Origin of the sequence: Pseudonocardia petroleophila, assembly GCF_014235185.1 — a bacterium.
GTDB classification, from domain to species: Bacteria; Actinomycetota; Actinomycetes; order Mycobacteriales; family Pseudonocardiaceae; genus Pseudonocardia; species Pseudonocardia petroleophila.
On the sequence record NZ_CP060131.1, the window covers coordinates 1,725,341 to 1,741,692 of the forward strand.

Annotated in this window: 13 protein-coding genes; 2 read left to right on the plus strand and 11 right to left on the minus strand. The window is 75.7% G+C overall.

The features are described from left to right. Positions 1-1,400: 1,400 nt before the first annotated feature. Complete coding sequence (locus tag H6H00_RS08705) at positions 1,401-2,351, minus strand: D-alanine--D-alanine ligase family protein (RefSeq protein WP_185720798.1); 951 nt, start codon at positions 2,349-2,351, stop codon at positions 1,401-1,403. Positions 2,352-2,611: 260 nt separating this feature from the next. Further along, a complete protein-coding gene (locus tag H6H00_RS08710; RefSeq protein WP_255425647.1) occupies positions 2,612-3,937 on the minus strand; it encodes an aminotransferase-like domain-containing protein in 1,326 nt (441 codons plus the stop codon). 180 nt (positions 3,938-4,117) lie between these two features. Between H6H00_RS08710 and H6H00_RS08715 the strand changes: the two genes are divergently transcribed. Beyond that, on the plus strand, positions 4,118-4,762 hold the full coding sequence (locus H6H00_RS08715; protein WP_185720799.1) for a GNAT family N-acetyltransferase: 645 nt from the start codon (positions 4,118-4,120) through the stop codon (positions 4,760-4,762). A 90-nt stretch (positions 4,763-4,852) separates the two neighbouring features. Here the strand turns inward: H6H00_RS08715 and H6H00_RS08720 are convergent, their stop codons facing one another. The 7 genes from H6H00_RS08720 to murJ all read right to left on the minus strand — a co-directional run bounded on the left by H6H00_RS08720 (position 4,853) and on the right by murJ (position 12,466). Then, complete coding sequence (locus tag H6H00_RS08720; RefSeq protein WP_185720800.1) at positions 4,853-6,010, minus strand: N-acetylmuramoyl-L-alanine amidase; 1,158 nt, start codon at positions 6,008-6,010, stop codon at positions 4,853-4,855. 165 nt (positions 6,011-6,175) lie between these two features. Next, positions 6,176-6,505 (minus strand): thioredoxin, encoded by a 330-nt coding sequence (trxA, locus tag H6H00_RS08725; protein ID WP_185720801.1) that lies wholly within the window; start codon positions 6,503-6,505, stop codon positions 6,176-6,178. Positions 6,506-6,541: 36 nt separating this feature from the next. Next, on the minus strand, positions 6,542-7,540 hold the full coding sequence (trxB, locus tag H6H00_RS08730) for a thioredoxin-disulfide reductase (RefSeq protein ID WP_185720802.1): 999 nt from the start codon (positions 7,538-7,540) through the stop codon (positions 6,542-6,544). A gap of 81 nt (positions 7,541-7,621) precedes the next feature. Then, positions 7,622-8,371 carry an RsmA family anti-sigma factor gene (locus H6H00_RS08735; protein WP_185720803.1) on the minus strand — a complete coding sequence of 250 codons (750 nt, stop codon included), beginning with the start codon at positions 8,369-8,371 and terminating at the stop codon, positions 7,622-7,624. Next, positions 8,371-8,916: an RNA polymerase sigma factor SigM gene (gene sigM, locus H6H00_RS08740; protein ID WP_185720804.1), complete on the minus strand. Its 546-nt coding sequence runs from the start codon at positions 8,914-8,916 to the stop codon at positions 8,371-8,373. Before sigM ends, H6H00_RS08735 begins: the two co-directional genes overlap by 1 nt. A gap of 77 nt (positions 8,917-8,993) precedes the next feature. After that, positions 8,994-10,625 carry a protein kinase family protein gene (locus tag H6H00_RS08745; RefSeq protein ID WP_255425648.1) on the minus strand — a complete coding sequence of 544 codons (1,632 nt, stop codon included), beginning with the start codon at positions 10,623-10,625 and terminating at the stop codon, positions 8,994-8,996. Positions 10,626-10,678: 53 nt separating this feature from the next. After that, complete coding sequence (murJ, locus tag H6H00_RS08750) at positions 10,679-12,466, minus strand: murein biosynthesis integral membrane protein MurJ (protein WP_379540066.1); 1,788 nt, start codon at positions 12,464-12,466, stop codon at positions 10,679-10,681. A gap of 477 nt (positions 12,467-12,943) precedes the next feature. On the opposite strand from murJ, the gene H6H00_RS08755 reads away from it, so the two are divergent. After that, the gene (locus H6H00_RS08755; RefSeq protein ID WP_185720807.1) at positions 12,944-13,282 is read left to right on the plus strand and encodes a hypothetical protein; all 339 of its coding nucleotides are present in this window, start codon (positions 12,944-12,946) and stop codon (positions 13,280-13,282) included. Here the strand turns inward: H6H00_RS08755 and H6H00_RS08760 are convergent. Both H6H00_RS08760 and H6H00_RS08765 read right to left on the minus strand, forming a co-directional pair. Further along, positions 13,279-15,846: a DUF6049 family protein gene (locus H6H00_RS08760; RefSeq protein ID WP_185720808.1), complete on the minus strand. Its 2,568-nt coding sequence runs from the start codon at positions 15,844-15,846 to the stop codon at positions 13,279-13,281. The genes H6H00_RS08755 and H6H00_RS08760 overlap by 4 nt on opposite strands. After that, complete coding sequence (locus H6H00_RS08765) at positions 15,843-16,337, minus strand: NUDIX hydrolase (protein ID WP_185720809.1); 495 nt, start codon at positions 16,335-16,337, stop codon at positions 15,843-15,845. Before H6H00_RS08765 ends, H6H00_RS08760 begins: the two co-directional genes overlap by 4 nt. Between the last annotated feature and the right edge of the window lie 15 nt (positions 16,338-16,352).

A 16,352-nucleotide genomic window follows, 5' to 3' on the forward strand; every position in this document is an offset into this window, starting at 1 on the left:
ACGGGTCGCGGCGATCGTCTCCGTCTGCTCTCCTGCTCCCGGCCCTGACCGGTGTGTGGATCGCCCGCGTCGGGAGCGGTCGCGGTCGCCGCCGCGGACCCGGGTGCGGGCACAACCGGGTTCGTCGGTGGCGGGCCCGACGGGCGTGCGACCCGGCCCGCGCCACGACGCCTCCTCTGCCGGTGCAGTTCGTCGCGGTCCGCGCCGGCCAGGTGCGGTACGGCGTGGGCCGAGACGTCGGCGACCACCAGCCGTCGGCGTCGACGCACCGGTCGAGGCGGAGTCCGTCCTCCATCGTTCCGGTGGTCGTCGTCCTGCGTGGCTCTGCGGACGATCGCCGTGACTGGCCCCGGCAGCTCCACCGCGCACGACTCGGGCCGATCCTCGCGCCGAGATGCAGGCGCGGCCCGCTGCCCGAGGTTCGAGGCGCCCCCGGCACCGTTCGCGTGGCGGGCGGATTGCGTGGTCGACCGGGATCGCCGCGGGCCCGGCCGGCCCCCGGGGTGATCCGGCGTGCGTGCGCGGCGCTCGGTCACCGGGCCGGTGGCGGCGCGGACTCGGCCCGTGGTCGCTCAGGTCTCGCGGACGATCGCGAACACGCTCTCGTCTGCCATTGCAGCGGCCGCCCGCGCAGGTGCAGGCAGCTGGCGGCTCACGATCTCGTGCAGCTCGCGGAGCGTGATCTCGTGCAGGCGCCGTATCTGATCCTGAGCAGGCTGCTGGGCGCGATTATGTGCCCGCCCGGCTCGCCCCGGTCCGCCCCGGTCCGCACGGGTAGCCTGGCCCGCCCGGCTCGACCCCGTCCGCCCAGCTCGACCCGGTCCGCCCAGCTCTACCCGGTCCGCCCAGCTCTACCCGGTTCGGCTCGACTCGGCCCGGCCGCCCCGGCCCGGCTCGGCTTGGCCCCGCGCCTCGGTTCGGCTCGGCCCGGCCCCCGGCCCCGACCCGGTTCGGCTCAGCCCGGCTCGGCTCAGGCCGGCCCGGCTCGACCCGGCCCGGCCCCGCCTGGCACGCCTCGGCCTGACCGGGCCTGACCCGGTGGACCGGCCTGGCCGCGCTGGGTCCACCTCGACTGCCGTCGAGTCCTAGCCGGTCGACCTGTGCAGCGGACGACGCCGAGCCGCGAGTGCGGTGGCGGCGAGCAGCGCGCCGGCCCGGACCCAGGGGCGGGGCTGTTCGCAGCGAGCGATGCCGGTCGACCGATCCGGACGGCGAGGCGATGCCGGTCCGTCCCGCGAGGTCGCGGCGCCGACTGCCCCCGCCCCGGCTCGATTCCCCGCCCCGGCTCGCAACGATGGGGTGCGCCCGTGTCGCGCGGCCCGTGATGCGCGCGCTGCGGTCGTCGCGGTACAGGGTTGTTCCACGTGAAACACAACCCTGTGTTTCACGTGGAACGGAGCTCAGTGGCCGCGTTCCACCGCGCGCTCGACGAGCGCCGCGTAGAGGTCGCCGAGCTCGATGTCGGCCGCCGCAGCGGCGGTCGGCAGGAGCGAGGTGTCGGTGAGGCCGGGCGACACGTTCACCTCGAGGATCTGCACGCGCCCCTCCGCGTCGACGACGGCGTCGAGCCGGGACACGTCGCGCAGGCCGAGCAGGCGGTGCGCGGCGAGCGCGGCCTCCTCCAGCGCGGCGATCGTGGAGGGGTCCAGCCGGGCCGGACAGTGGAACGTCGCGGCCCCCGGTGTGTAGCGGGCGGTGTAGTCGTAGACCCCGCCCGCGGTGTCGACCTCCACCGGCGGCAGCGCGCGCGGCTCGGCCCCGTCGTGCACCACCGAGACCGCCACCTCCGTGCCCGCGACGAACCGCTCCGCGAGCACGGTGTCGGCGTAGGCGAGGCAGCTGACCATCGCGGCGGGCAGCTCCGCCGCCTGCTGGACGACCTGCGCGCCCAGCGCCGAGCCGCCCTGGTCCGGCTTCACCATGAGCGGCAGGCCGAGGCGCTCGACCATCGCGTCCAGGACGGCCTGCGCCCCGAGCTCGCGGAACGTGCTGTGCGGCAGCGCCACCCAGTCCGGCGTCGTCAGCCCGGCCCGCCGGAACTCGGCCTTCGCCGTCGGCTTGTCCCACGCCCGGCGGCAGGCCGCGGCCGGGGTGCCGACGAACGGCACGCCGACGAGGTCCAGCACCGCCTGCACCGACCCGTTCTCCCCCTCGCCGCCGTGCAGCGCGATCGCGACCGCGTCGGGGCGGTCCGAGCGGATGCGGCCGAGCAGGGTCGCGTCGACGTCCCACTCGACGACCGAAAGCCCCGCCTTGCGCAGCGACGTCGCCAACCGGCGCCCGGAGCGCAGCGACACCTCACGTTCGTGGGACAGCCCACCGGCCAGCACGGCCACCGTTCTCGAAGTCACCGGGGCATTCTGCGCCACGGCGCGTCGAGGCGGTGGTCCGGTGCGGCGGACCCGCGCGGCCGAGGTGCGATCGGAGGCCGGTGTGCCGCGCCGAGCGCCGCGTTCCGCGGGACACTCATCGGCGGCCGCGGCCGGGAGGGTGGTGCGTCACCGGTTCCGCGCCGCCGGCGTCGGTACGGAGAGCAGGTTCCGCCCGTCTGTGCGCCCTCGGAAGGGCGCATCAGCCGCCGATCCCGCACCGACGACGCGTGTCGGGTGGGCTACGGCGTGTGCGGCGAGGGGGCCTGCGGGCCGTCGCGGGGCTCCGGCGGGGTGGCGGGCAGGCGGGCCGGTGTGCCGAACGTCCGCATGACGTCGAGCTCGGCCTCCAGCACCGCGGCCAGCCGCCGGACGCCCTCGGTGATGCGCTCGGGCGTCGGGTAGCAGTAGGACAGCCGCAGCTGCCGGCTGCCGAACCCGTCGGCGTAGAAGCCGGTGCCCGACGCGTACGCCACCCGGGCGGTGACGGCGCGCGGCAGCATCGCCTTCGTGTCGACGCCCTCCGGCACGGTGAGCCACACGTAGAAGCCCCCGTCGGGGACGTTCCACGTGCACCCCTCGGGGAGGTGGGTCTCCAGAGCGCGGAGCATCGCGTCGCGGCGGTCGCGGTACGCCTCGGTGTAGGTCTTCACCTGGCTGCGCCAGTCGTGCGCGGCGAGGTAGCGCGACACCAGCATCTGGTTGAACGACGGCGGACACAGCGTGGCCGACTCGGCGGCCAGCACGAGCCGGTCGCGCACGGCGGGCGGCACCAGCGCCCAGCCCACGCGCAGCCCCGACGCGAACGTCTTGGAGAACGACCCGAGGTAGACGACGTCGCGGTCCATCGACCGCAGCGCCGGGTAGATGGTGCCGCTGAACCCGAGCAGCCCGTACGGGTTGTCCTCGACGACCGCGACGCCGTACTCCGCGCAGATCGCCAGGATCTCCGCGCGCCGCGGAACGGCGAGCGTGACGCCGGCGGGGTTGTGGAAGTTGGGGATCGTGTACAGGAACTTGGGCGTGGTCCCCTGCTGCGCCAACGACTGCAGCGCCGACCGCAGCAGCGACGGCACCAGCCCGTGCTCGTCCATCTGCACGTGGACGACCCGCGCCTGGTACGCCGCGAAGCTGCCGAGCGCGCCGACGTAGGAGGGCCCCTCGGCGATCACGACGTCGCCCGGGTCGCAGTAGATGCGGGTGACGAGGTCGAGCGCCATCTGGGAGCCGACGGTGACCACGACGTCGTCGGGATCGGCGCGGATCCCCTCGAGCGCCATCACCTCGCAGATCTGCTCGCGCAGCTCGGGCCGACCCTGCGCGGAGCCGTACTGCAGGGCGACCTGCCCCTCGCGGGCGACGAGATCGGCCACCTCGACGGCGAGCGCGTCGAGCGGGAGCGCCGCGATGTTGGGCATCCCCCCGGCCAGGGAGACGACCTCGGGCCGGCTCGCGACGGCGAACAGGGCCCGGATCTCCGACGCCGTCATCCCCGCCGTCCGGGCTGCGAACCGCTCCGCCGGGGCCGTCGCGGACGGTCGGTGGGGCTGGGGCAGCGCGTCGGACACGGTTCCTCCCGGAGGTAGAGATCCGATCGAGTGTAACCAGGTGGGGTGGAACGCTGCCCTTCGTCGTGGGTGAGGCACCGGTCGCAGCACAATGCCTGGTCTCCCGCGCTGGATCGATCTATCGTCGGGACGTCGGCGCGTCGGGCGGCGGCATCGTGGAGCTCGCCGCCGGAGGTAGTTGTGTCCTGGCACGTTGCTCCGATCACTCTGGACAATCTGGACGATCTGCCCAAGCGGTGTCGTCGGTGCGTGTTCTGGGAGCTGTCGGAGACGCTCGGCAAGCAGGCCGTCGAGTTTGGCTCGGTGGAGCTGGAGAAGGAGGCGTGGGTCTCCGAGGTCCTGCTGGAGTGGGGGTCGTGCGGGCGGATCGTCCACGTCGACGGCGCCCCGGCCGGCTACGTCATCTACGCGCCGCCCTCGGCCTCCCCCCGGGCCGCCGAACTGCCGACCGGTCCGGTCAGCGCCGACGCCGTGCTGCTCACCACGATGCAGGTGATGCCGGAGTTCGCGGGCGAGGGCCTGGGCCGGATGCTCGCGCAGGCGGTCGTGCGCGACCTGACCCGCCGCGGCGTCAAGGCGATCGAGGTCTTCGGCGAGGCGCGCCCCGGCACGGAGCCCGGCTGCATGATCCCGGCCGACTTCCTGCGCAGCGTCGGCTTCAAGACCGTGCGCCCGCACCCGCGCTGGCCGCGGCTGAGGATGGAGCTGCGGTCGGCGATGACGTGGAAGGAAGACGTCGAGGCGGCGCTCGAGCAGCTGCTGGGTTCGATCACGATCCCGATGCAGGCCGCGGCGCCCGTCGAGCGGGTACCGGCCCGGTCCTGATCACCCGTCAGCGGCGATCTCAGGGCGCCCTGAGATCAACGCTGGCGCCCTGTCCCGGGTCACCGCAGGTGAGGGGCCCGGGACGCGCCTTCAGATCGCCTGCGCCCCGCCCCGCTCCAGTTCGCGCGCGAGCACGTCGGAGAAGGTGAACGTTCCGGTCGGCTGATCGTTCTGGCCGAGCAGGTAGAGCCGTTTGACGCCGACGAGGATGCCCTCGGCCACGACGTCGCGGAATCCGGGGTCGAGCAGGTTGCGCCGGTCGCCGAGGTTGGTCAGGTAGCCGACCTCGATGCGCACCGTCGGCATGCGCGTCAGCCGCAGCAGCTCCCAGGTGCGGCCCTGGGTGCCGCAGTCGGTCATCGCGGTGCGGGTGAGCAGCTCGCGCTGGATCAGCCCGGCCAGGGCCTCGCCCACCGTCGAGGTGGAGCCGGAGCCGTTGCCGAAGTGGAACGTGGCCAGCCCGTTGGCGTGCATGCTCTGGTTGGCGTCGGTGTGCAGCGACAGCACGAGATCGGCGCCCGCGCTGTTGGCGAACTCCGCCCGCTCGAGATCGGTGGGGCAGGTGTCCTCGCGCCGCGAGAGCATCGCCTCCATGCCGGTGGCCGTCATGCGGCCGACGAGCCGGCGGCCGAGGTCCCACATCAGGTCGGCCTCGGTGGCCCCGGCGACGGCGACGCCGCGGTCGAGCCCGCCGTGCCCCGGGTCGACGACGATCCGCTTGCCGCGCATCCGCGGGCCGGCCTCGCGCAGCAGCTCCTGCTCGCGCAGCAGGTGCGGGCGCCCGCCGGTGACCTTGCGGCCCAGCTGCTTGAGCGAGCGGAGCGTGGCGGGCCCGCAGGCGCCGTCCGGGACGAGGCCGTACTCGCGCTGGAACGCGCGCAGCGCCTTCTCCGTGCGCTCGTCGAACACGCCGCCCGGGCGCCCCGGGTCGAACCCGAGCTCGAGGAGGCGCTCCTGGAGCGTGGTGACGTCGTCGCCGCTCATCGGCGCGGAGATCATGAGGGCGAGCATCCGGTCGCCCAGGCTCCAGCCCGCCTCGCGCAGTGCGCGGTAGGTGGCCGGCCCGACGATCCCGTCGGTGATCAGGCCCCGGCGCTGCTGGAACGCCCGGACGGCCTGTTCGACGTGGACGTCGAAGATCTCGTCCGGGAAGCCGGGCTGTGGCCCGGGCAGCATGCCGAACTGCCGCAGCGTCGCCCGGACCTCGACCACGGCCCGACCGCTGTCACCTCGGCGCAACAGCTGCATGCACCCCTCACTCGGTGTCGCTCACACCACCCGACTCCGGGCGGTCCGGGGACTCATTGTGCCCTGCCGGTACCCGGAAGGAGGACAGCGGTCGGTTCCCCGGCGTGTTCGAGTCGTGATAAAAGCGTGCCCCGCTCCACCGGGAGCGGAGCACGCGGGCCGGGATCAGCCCAGGTAGTCGGCCAGGTCCTTGAGGAGGGCGGCCTTCGGCTTGGCGCCGACGATCTGCTTGACCGGCTTGCCGTCCTGGAACACGATCATGGTCGGGATCGACATGACCTGGAACGTCCGGGCGGTCTCCGGGTTGGCGTCGATGTCGAGCTTCGCGACGGTGAGCTTCTCCTTGTTCTCACCGGCGATCTCGTCCAGCACCGGCGCGACCATCTTGCACGGGCCGCACCAGGTGGCCCAGAAGTCGACGACGACGACCTTGTCGCTCTTGAGGACGTCGGCGTCGAAGGTGTCGTCGGTGACGTCGACGGTGTTGTTGCCCATGGGTGGATTGCTCCCTCTCGTGTTGGTCGGACGGTCTCAGCCGGTGACGGCAGCGACCTGCTCGGACGCCTGGCCGTAGCCACCGCCCGCCATCTCTGTGCTGACCGCCCCGTCGGCGAGCCAGCGCTCGGCGTCGATCGCCGCGGAACAGCCGGAACCGGCCGCGGTGATCGCCTGCCGGTAGGTGTGGTCGACGAGGTCGCCGCAGGCGAAGACCCCGGGGATCGCGGTGTGCGTGCTGGGCGACTGCACCTTCACGTAGCCGGCGTCGTCGAGCTCCAGCTGGCCCTTGACGAGCTCGCTGCGCGGGTCGTGGCCGATCGCGACGAACATCGCGGTGGCGTCGAGCGTGCGCTCCTCGCCGGTGACGGTGTCGCGCAGCTTCAGGCCCGACACGCTGCCCTCCCCCTCGACGCCGACGACCTCGGCGTTGAGCGCCCAGCGCATCTTCGGGTCATTCTGGGCCCGCTCCAGCATGATCTTCGACGCCCGGAACTCCTCGCGGCGGTGCACGATCGTGACCGACTTCGCGAAGCGCGTGAGGAAGGTGGCCTCCTCCATCGCGGAGTCGCCGCCCCCGACCACGGTGATGTCGTGGTCGCGGAAGAAGAACCCGTCGCAGGTGGCGCAGGAGGACACGCCGCGGCCGAGGAGCTCCTGCTCGCCGGGCACGTTCAGGTACCGCGCGGCCGCCCCCATCGCGAGGATGACGGCGCGGGCCCGGTAGGTGACCCCGTTGGCCTCGACCGTCTTGACGTCGCCGGTCAGCGAGACCTTCTCGACGTCCTCGGCGCGCAGGTCGGCCCCGAAGCGGGTGGCCTGGCCGCGCATCTGCTCCATGAGCTCCGGGCCCATGATGCCGTCGGTGAAGCCGGGGTAGTTCTCCACCTCCGTGGTGGTCATCAGCGCACCGCCGAACTGCGTGCCCTCGAAGACCAGAGGGGCCAGCTGCGCGCGCGCGGCGTACACCGCGGCCGTGTAGCCGGCCGGTCCGGAGCCGATGATGATCAGCTCGTGCACCTCGTCGGTGGTCACTGCTACCCCGTCCTCTCGACTGTGCGGTGGTACATCGCCTGCAACACGATCCCAGGGGCCGACATTCCGTGCCGGACCGGGCTAGGGACCGCCGACCACCGTGTCGTCAAGCACGGAGCAGGACGGGCTGACGACCAGCACCCGGAACCGCCCCAGCTCGCCCGTGGACAGCACCAGCAGCACCCCCGGTGCGCCCTCCAGCCGCACCTGCCGCCCGCCCAGGACCCGGGCCCCGTCGACCCCGACGGCGCTCAGGCACCCGTCGCGGCGGGCCGGGTCGGCGAGTGCCCCGAGGTCGGTGAGCCCGACGGTGGAGCGGGCGGCGGCGGCCAGCTCCACCCGGTCGACGTCGAGCACCCCGTCGGAGCGGGTCGCCGGCAGGCCGGGAACGAGCGCGACGGCGGCCGCGGCGGCTGCGGCGAGGACCCATCGCGCCCGGCGACCGGCCCCGGACCGGGCCGGACCGGGACGCAGGCGGGCGCGCCGGCCGTCCACGGCGCCGGTCGGGATCCGGGACGGCCCGGCGGCCCGCCGGGGGTGGCCGGCGACGGTGGACGGCCCGGTGGCGGTGGACGGGGAGTCGGGCGGCGCGGTGTCGGGCGGGCCCGGGTCGGCGCCGGGATCGTCGACGGGCGCGGTCCAGCGCCCCAGAACGGCCGGTGCCGGGGGCACCGGCAGGGCGGCGAGGTCGGCCCGGGTAGCGGCCAGCGCGTCGAGGACCGCGGCGCAGCGGGGGTCGGCCAGCGCGGCCCGGCGCACCTCGTCGGCGCGGGCGGGGGCGAGCAGGCCGGCGTCGAGATCGGCCAGCAGCTCGACGTCCGGGTCGGTCATCACGCCTCCTCCCGCAGGTGTCCGAGCAACCGCGCCAGCCGGGTGCGGCCGCGGGCGCACCGACTCTTCACCGTGCCGGCGGGCACGTCGAGGATCTGGGCCACCTCGGCGACGGAGAAGCCCTGCACGTCGACGAGGACGACCGCCAGCCGCTGCTCGGTGGGCAGCTCGGCCAGCGCGTCGGCCACGGCCATCCGCGTGGCCAGCTCGCTCGCGGTGTCGGGCCGCCGGGACGGGACGTCGTGCGACGGCCAGGGCACGGTGCGCCGCGCCGCCTCCCGCCGGATGCGGTCGATGCAGGCGTTGACGAGGATGCGGTGCAGCCAGGTGCGGACCGACGCGTCGCCGCGGAACCGGTGGGCGTTGCGGTGCGCCGACAGCAGCGCCTCCTGCACGACGTCCTCGGCGGCGTCGCGGTCGGCGAGCGTCTGCACCGCCACCCCCCACATGCGGTCGGTGTGCCGGCCCACCAGCTCCGCGAAGGCGCCCGGATCGCCGTCGCGGTGCGCGGCGAGGAGCTGCGCGTCGCTCCGGGGGGTGGTCACGCGCGGAGGGTAGGTCGGCGACCCCCGCCCCCGTGGCCGAACGGGGCAACTCGGCCCCCGTGGCCGAACGGGACGACTCAGCCCGCGCGGCGGAACTCCACCTCGCCGACCTCCGAGGAGAACCCGTCACCGGACGGGGCGAGCTCGGTGATCCACAGCAGGATGTGCTCGACGGGCTGGCTCCCGTCGAGCGCGACGACGGTGGTGCCGGCGTCGAGGGTGGCGTCGGTGATCAGCTCGGTGTCGTCGACGGAGGCGTCCGCCGAGGGGGCCGAGCGCACCTCGACGCGCGTGCCCGCGCTGGGCGAGGTGATGCTCAGCTCGGAGAGCTGCACCGCGGACGCGAACGACGCCATGATCCCGATCCCGGGCTTGAGCGCCGGGAGCTGCTGGCGGTAGGTGACCGTGCTCCACGTGCTCGACGGGTCGCCGTCGATGACGCGGCTGACCCGGTTGAGGTTGTCGCGGTCGCCCGTCTCGACGACGACGGTCACCTCGGCCACCCGGACCGGTCCGGCGACGGGAGCCGCCGCACCGTCGGCGGCGGGGGGCGGATCGCTGCCGCCGGCGTTCGGGCCGACGACGATCGTGGGGGTGGACGGGTCCGAGAACAGCGACGTGACCTGCACCCCGACGTAGCCCAGCACGAGCAGGACGGCCGCCGCCAGCGTGGCCAGCCCGACGAGCAGGCGCCTGCGGCGCACCGGGTCCGGCGGGTCGACCGGGCGGCCGCGGTCCTGCCACACGTCGTCGGGGTCGGAGGGGACGCCGTCGTGTGCGGGCGGGAACAGCGCGTTGCGCTCGTCCTCGGCCACGACGTCGCCGAGGACGCGGTGCACGGCCGCCGCGGTGTGCACGTGGCCGGGCGCGTTCTCCGGGCCCAGGGCGCCCCGGGCGACGGTGTCGAGCTCCAGCGGCACACCGGGGCGCACCGCGGACGGCGGCTCCAGCGCTCCCGCCGCGGTGCGGGTGGCCGCGGGGAGCCCGGCGCGGGCGGCGTCGGCGCCGGACAGCGGCCACCGCGACGTCAGCAGGGTGAACAGGACGGCTCCGAGGCCGCGCACGTCGTCGGAGGGGCGCAGGTCGGGCCGCGGCAGGGCGAAGCACATGCGGGCGCGGCCGTCGGGGGTGACGCGGACGCGCTGCGGGTGGTCGCACCCCAGCACGAAGCCGTGCCGGTGGGCCTCCTCGGCCGCGGCGGCGAGCGGGACGACGGCCCGGGCGGCGGCCAGCGGCCGGAGCATCCCCTCGGCGACGGCCTCGGCGAGGCTGCGCCCGTTGACCCACTCCGTGACGGCGGCACCGAGCACGTCGCCCGGCAGGCCGGGGGCGCCGGGGGCGAGCACGTCGAGCAGCCGGGCGCAGCCGGGGTGCTCGAACGACCCCGACCGCAGCGCCCGGACGATCATCTCCCCCGCGCGGGTGGCGCCGGTGGGGTCCTCGTCGCCGCCGATGGCCCCGTGCTCGGGGGCGAGGGTGCGCAGGAGCGTGACGGCGACGTCGCGGCGCAGCACGGTGTCCTGGGCCTGCCAGAACTCGGCACCGGCGAGGAGGTCGGACCCGACGCGGGTGCGGAGGCGGTAGCGGCCGGCGAGCATCGCCCCGGGGCCGGCGGGCGGCGCGGAGTCGCGGTCGGCCGGACCGGCCTGCACGGGGATCAGTCCCGGGGGTTCGCTGGGCGGCGACGGGCGGCTAGCCAGCTCGCTCACCACGTACCTCCCCCGGACCATGATCGGCCGTTCCGCCCGTCGCACAGCCTACGTCAGGCACCGCTCCCACGACGAGGAATCACGCGCGCGGCGAGCCGGGAGAATCGGTCGACGACCCCGTCGACCTCCTTGACCCTGAGCAGCTTCATCGCGGCCAGCATCGCGGGCGCGGCGACGATCAGGGCGACGACCAGGGAGGTCCACGCCGTGGCGGGGGCCGACCAGCCGGCCGGGAGGGGCAGGAGCGTCACCACGCCGAACGCCACGAAGGTGCCCAGCAGCGCCGCGACCGTGACCGATGCCATGGTCCCGAGCACCTCGAGGGTGGGCAGGGGACCCAGCCGGCGCCGCAGCAGGAACTGGCCGAGCACCGCGCCGAACACGAACGACGCGCTGTTGGCCGCCGCCAGGCCGAGCACCACCTGCTCCGGCGGCAGCACCGCGCCCGCCAGCAGCAGCATCGGGATCTTCACCCCGACGGTGAAGACCTGCACCAGCGTCGGGGTGCGGCTGTCGGCGAGCGCGTAGAACACCCGCAGCTGCAGCATGGTGATGGCGTAGGGCAGCAGGCCGAACGCGGAGACGGCGAGCGCGCTGCCGAGGACCTGCGCGCCCGGGACGTTGTCGGCGTCCCAGGCGAACAGCGCCAGCGCGATCGGCGTGCCGAACACCGTGATCAGCGCCGAGATCGGCACGAGGAAGACCGCGGACAGGCGGCTGCCCAGCGCCAGGTCGGCCACGACGTCGGCGGTGCGGCCCTCGGCGGCGGCCCGGCTCATCCGCGGCATCAGCGCGGTGAGCATCGAGACCCCGAGGATGCCGTACGGGACCTGCAGCAGCAGCCACGCGTTGGTGTAGGTCGCCGGGCCGCCCGGGGAGGCGGCGATCGCGACGTTGGTCGTGACGACGAGCCCGATCTGCCCGATCAGCACGTAGCCCACGACCCACAGGGCCAGCCCGCCGGTCTCGGTGAGGCGTCGGTCCCAGCCCCAGGTGGGCTTGTAGCGGAACCCGATCCGGCGCATCGCCGGGATCAGCACGGCGGCCTGCACGACGATGCCCAGCGTGGTGCCCAGACCCAGGACGAGGAGCTTGGGCTCCCCCATCCGCACCGGGTCGATGCTGATCTCGCCCGGGATCAGCACGAAGACGCCGAGCACGAGCAGCACGACGACGTTGTTGAGGACGGGGGCCCAGGCGAAGGGGCCGAACACGCCGCGGCTGTTGAGGATCGCGCCGAACAGCGCGCCGAGGCCGTAGAAGAAGATCTGCGGCAGCAGCAGGTAGGCGAACGCCGTGGTCAGCGGGCCCGTGGCGGCGTCGTCCGCCGCTCCGACGTAGATCGAGGTGATCAGCGGGGCCGCGACCATCGCGACCACGGTGGCCAGGAGCAGCGCCGAGCCGGCCAGGGTGAGCAGGCGGCGGGTGTAGGTGTCGCCGCCGTCCTCGTCCTCGGTCTGGGCGCGGACCAGCAGCGGGATCAGCACGCTGGACAGCACGCCGCCGATGAGCAGCTCGTAGATGATGTTCGGCAGGTTGTTCGAGACCGTGTACGAGCTGTTGACGAGCCCGAGACCGAGCACGCCGACCAGCACGATCTGGCGCAGGAACCCGGTCACCCGCGACACCAGGCTGGCGATCGCCATCAGGCTGCTGGAGCGGCCGAGCGACGGGGCCGGTTCGGCGTCGGTGACCGGCGCGAAGATCTGGGTGATCTCGTCCGAGCTCGGCGGCGGGGCGTAGCGGGTCCGGATGATGTTGGTCGGCTGGTCGCCGCTGCGGTCGGGGCGCGACGCGCCGGGGCGCCGCGAGTCGGCCCACGGCGGCGGGACGCCGGGCAGCCCGGGCGGTGGTCCCTGAGGCGGTGGCCCCTGCTGCGGTGGTCCCTGCGGTGCGGGTCCCTGGGGTCGACGCCCGCGCGGGTCGGGCCCGCCGGGGCCAGCGGGCGGGCGGCGCGGCGGGCCGCCGAACCGGTTCGGGCCGCCGACCGGACGGCCGGGCGGCGGCGGTCCGCCCGCCGGTGGGACGGGCGGGCCGCCGGGCGCGCCGGGAGGCGGCCCGCCGGGACGGGGCGGGGCGGCGTGCTGACCGGCCGGGGGCCGGCCGGGCTGGGGTCGGCCCGGCGGGACCGGTCCGGGGTTCTGGGGCCCGGGGTTCTGGGGTCCGGCGTGCCGGGGGCCGGGGCCCTGGGGTCCGGGTTGCTGGGGTCCGGGTTGCGGGGGTCCGGGCGCCTGCCCGGGCGGAGGAGAGCCGTGCGGCGGGGGCCCGGCGAACGGGGGCCCGGCGAACGGGGGCGCGTCGGGGTGCGGCCCGGGTCCGTGCGGAGCGACCGGCCCACCGGGCCGCCCGGGCGCACGCGGGCCGGGGCCGGCCGGACCGCCGGCGGGCGGGACGGCGCCCGGCCGGGCGGCACCGGGCGGCACGGGGCCGGGTGCTGCGGCACCGGGCGGCACGGGACCGGGCTGGGCGGGCCCGGGCGGCACCGCACCGGGCGGGACGGGGCCGGCTGGACCGGGTCCGGCCGGGACGGGCCCCGGGGCGTCCGGCGGCACCCGGCCGCCGGCGTGCGGGGGTGCGGGCGGTCGGTCGTCCGGGTGCCGGTCCTCGGGCTGCCGGGTGTCGGGGTGCGCGTCCCCGCCCGGGCCGCCGGGCACTAGCGGGACCCCGGCGGACGGACCGGGGGTCGGCCCGGCCGCGGCGGGACGGAACCGGGCGGGACCGGGACGTCCGGACGCCGCACCACCGGGGGCGGGCCGGACGGCTCGGACGGGGCGGACGGGGCGGGTCGGTTCCGGCCAGTGGCTGGGCCAGCCGGGATCGGTCCGTTCGGTGCGGGAAGGGGATGCGGGGTGAGCGCGGGAACCGGGAGCGTCCGGTCCCCCGCCGTCGTCGCCGTCTCCCCCGCGCCGGTCCGGGATGGGGTCGTCGGGGGCGGCCGCGTCCCCGGCCGGTCGGCCGGCAGCGCGGTCTCCGCGGTGTCCGGGATCGTCTCCGGGGAGCCCGGCCGCGGCGGCCGGGGCGTGTTCCGGCCCGGCTCCGAGCGGATCCGCCGCAGGATCCGGCGTGCCGCCAGCACCACGAGCAGCACTCCCGCGGTCCCCGTCAGCCACAGGGTGATCGTGCCGTAGGCGGTGGAGCGCACCTGCAGGCGGCTCGGTGACCCCAGCAGACCGCCGTCGATCGAGCGGACGGTGGCGTCGACGGTGAACACCCCCGACCGCTGGACCTCCGCGCTGGCCTGGATCTGCCGGCGCCCGAACGGGGGCACCTCGACGACCGGGATCGGTGCGACCCGCAGCCCTGAGGTGCTGGACACCTCGACGCGCACCCGCATGGTCACCGGGAGCCCGTTGGCCACCGTGAGCAGCAGCGGGGACGTCGAGGTGCCGAGGGAGAACGGGCTCGGGGGCTCGAGCACCGCGACGGCGCCCCGGAGCTCGGCGACGCGGTCGGCCAGCGCGTCGGCGGCCTCCGTCGCCTGCTCGGGGCTGCCCCGCCACGCGGCCGAGGCCGGGCGGACGGCGCCGAGGACCAGGGGGTCGAAGAGGTCGTCCGGGTCGACCCCCAGCTCGTCGTCGACGACGGAGGAGTCGAGGTCGGCGATGTCGTCGAGCACCGGGCCGATGGCCGCGACGGCGGCCGGGGCGACCTCGCGGGCCCCGGCGTCGATCGGGTAGTCCAGCGTGCGCTCGGCCGTGGAGGTGGGTGTGGCCAGCGCCGAGCCGAGGCCGCGCGGGCTGAGGAACCCCGCGTCGACCAGCGTGCCGAACCCGTCCAGCAGGGCCCGGGCGGCGCCGCCGTCGAGGTCCCAGCGGTGCGGCGGGGCGATCACCAGCGGACCCCCGGTCGGCGCCTCCTCGACGGCCCGGAACGCCACGGTGCCGAGCACGTCCTGACCGGAGAGCGGTCCGCCGGCCGTGGTGGCCGCGGCCGCCCCGCCGCGGCCGGGGACCGCGGTGGTGCTCGTGCTGCGGCCGCCCGCGGCCAGCGTCACCAGCGGGTCGGTGACGACGGCGGTGACGGCGGGCCCGGCCGTCGCGACGGGCACCGTGCCGGCGGACTCGGCCTGCGCGGGCAGGTCGAGCCCGTCGGCGGAGAGCACCAGCGACCGCACGTCGCCCTCGGTGAACGCGGCCAGCCCGGCCTCGTCGACGACGCCGTCGGCCGGCCAGGCCGTGCCCTCGAGCACGGGCGTGCCGAGCAGGTCGGCGACGAGCCCGCGCCCGGCGGTGACGGCCCCGACGGCGCTGCCCGCGAGGTCGCCCCGGGCCAGCGCGACGACGTCGGCGTCGGCGAACGGGAGCGCGAGCACGCACATCCCGCGCGCGGCCTCGGCGAACGCGGCGAGCCACGCCCCCGCGGCCTCCGCGCCGCGCCCCGGGACGAGCGAGCCGTCGGCGGCGGGGACGACGTAGCCCTGGCTCATCCCCTGGGCGGTCTGCAGGAGGTCGGCGTCGGTGACCACGCAGGTGGCCGTGCGGACCGGGGACCCGGCGGGGGCGGCCTCGGCGAGCGCGGTGACGAGCCCGCCGAGCCGACCGGTGGGTGCGAAGGAGTCGGCGAGGGAGTCGTCGGTGAGCCGGACGGGCTCGCCGGGCGCCGTCGTCAGCCGCCGCGGGACGTCGACGACGGGGTAAAGGAGGGAGAACGGGGTGGCGGCCGTGGGCGGGGTGCCCGCGTCGGCGACGTCGGGCAGACCCACCACCGGCAGCAGCATCCGCACCGCGGCGAGCCGGGCGCGGTCGCCGTCGCCGGGCACGCCGTTGACGTTGACGAGCAGCTCGTAGACGCCGGTCGCCGCCAGCGCCAGCGTGGTCTCGGGGGCCCCGCGCAGCGGCACCGTCAGCCGGACGGGCACCTGCTCGCCCACGCCGAGCGCGTCGGGGAGCTCCTGGAACTGCGGCGCGATCGAGTCGGTCGGGGCGTCGCCCTCCAGCGCGTCGCGCACCGCGCCCTCGGAGGTGAGCGGCTGGCCGCGCTGCAGGCGCACCCCGATGTCGGTGACGGTCTCGTCGCCGGTGTTCGTGAGCGTGCCCGTCACGGTGAGGACGGTCGGGCCGGACCCGGTCACGACCCGCGGGGCGAGCTCGTCGAGGACGAGGGTGAGGGCACCGGGCGCCGGGACCGGGGCAGGCTGGCGGGGTGCCGCGAGCGCCGCACCCGTGGCCGGGCCGACGAGCAGCACGACGATGATCGCGACCAGGGCCGCGACCGGTCTCACGCCGAATCCTCCAGCAGCTCGGTGGCCCGCCGGATCAGCCGTCGTTCGTCGGCGTAGGCGAGCCGCGACTCGAGCTCCCGCAGCGGCACCCATGCCACCTCGGAGACCTCGACGTCGGAGTCGGACAGCTCGCCGCCCAGGGCGCGCATGAGGAAGTGGTGCACGGTCTTGTGCACGCGGCGGTCCTCCGCGACGAACCAGAAGTCGATGGTGCCCAGGGGTGCGACCACGGTGCCGATGATGCCGGTCTCCTCCTCGACCTCGCGCACCGCGGCCTGCTCCGCGGTCTCACCGGCCTCGATGTGGCCCTTGGGGAGCGACCAGAGCAGCCGTCCGCGCCGGTCGAGGCGTCCGATCACGGCGGCCGTGCCGGAGGCGTGGTCGACGACGAGGCCGCCCGCCGACGTCTCGTCGACCGTGCGCAGCCGGCGTCGTCGGTCCGGTGGGCCACCCGCGCGGCGCCCACCCGAGCGACCGCGGGATGTGGACATGTGGCGATGGTAACG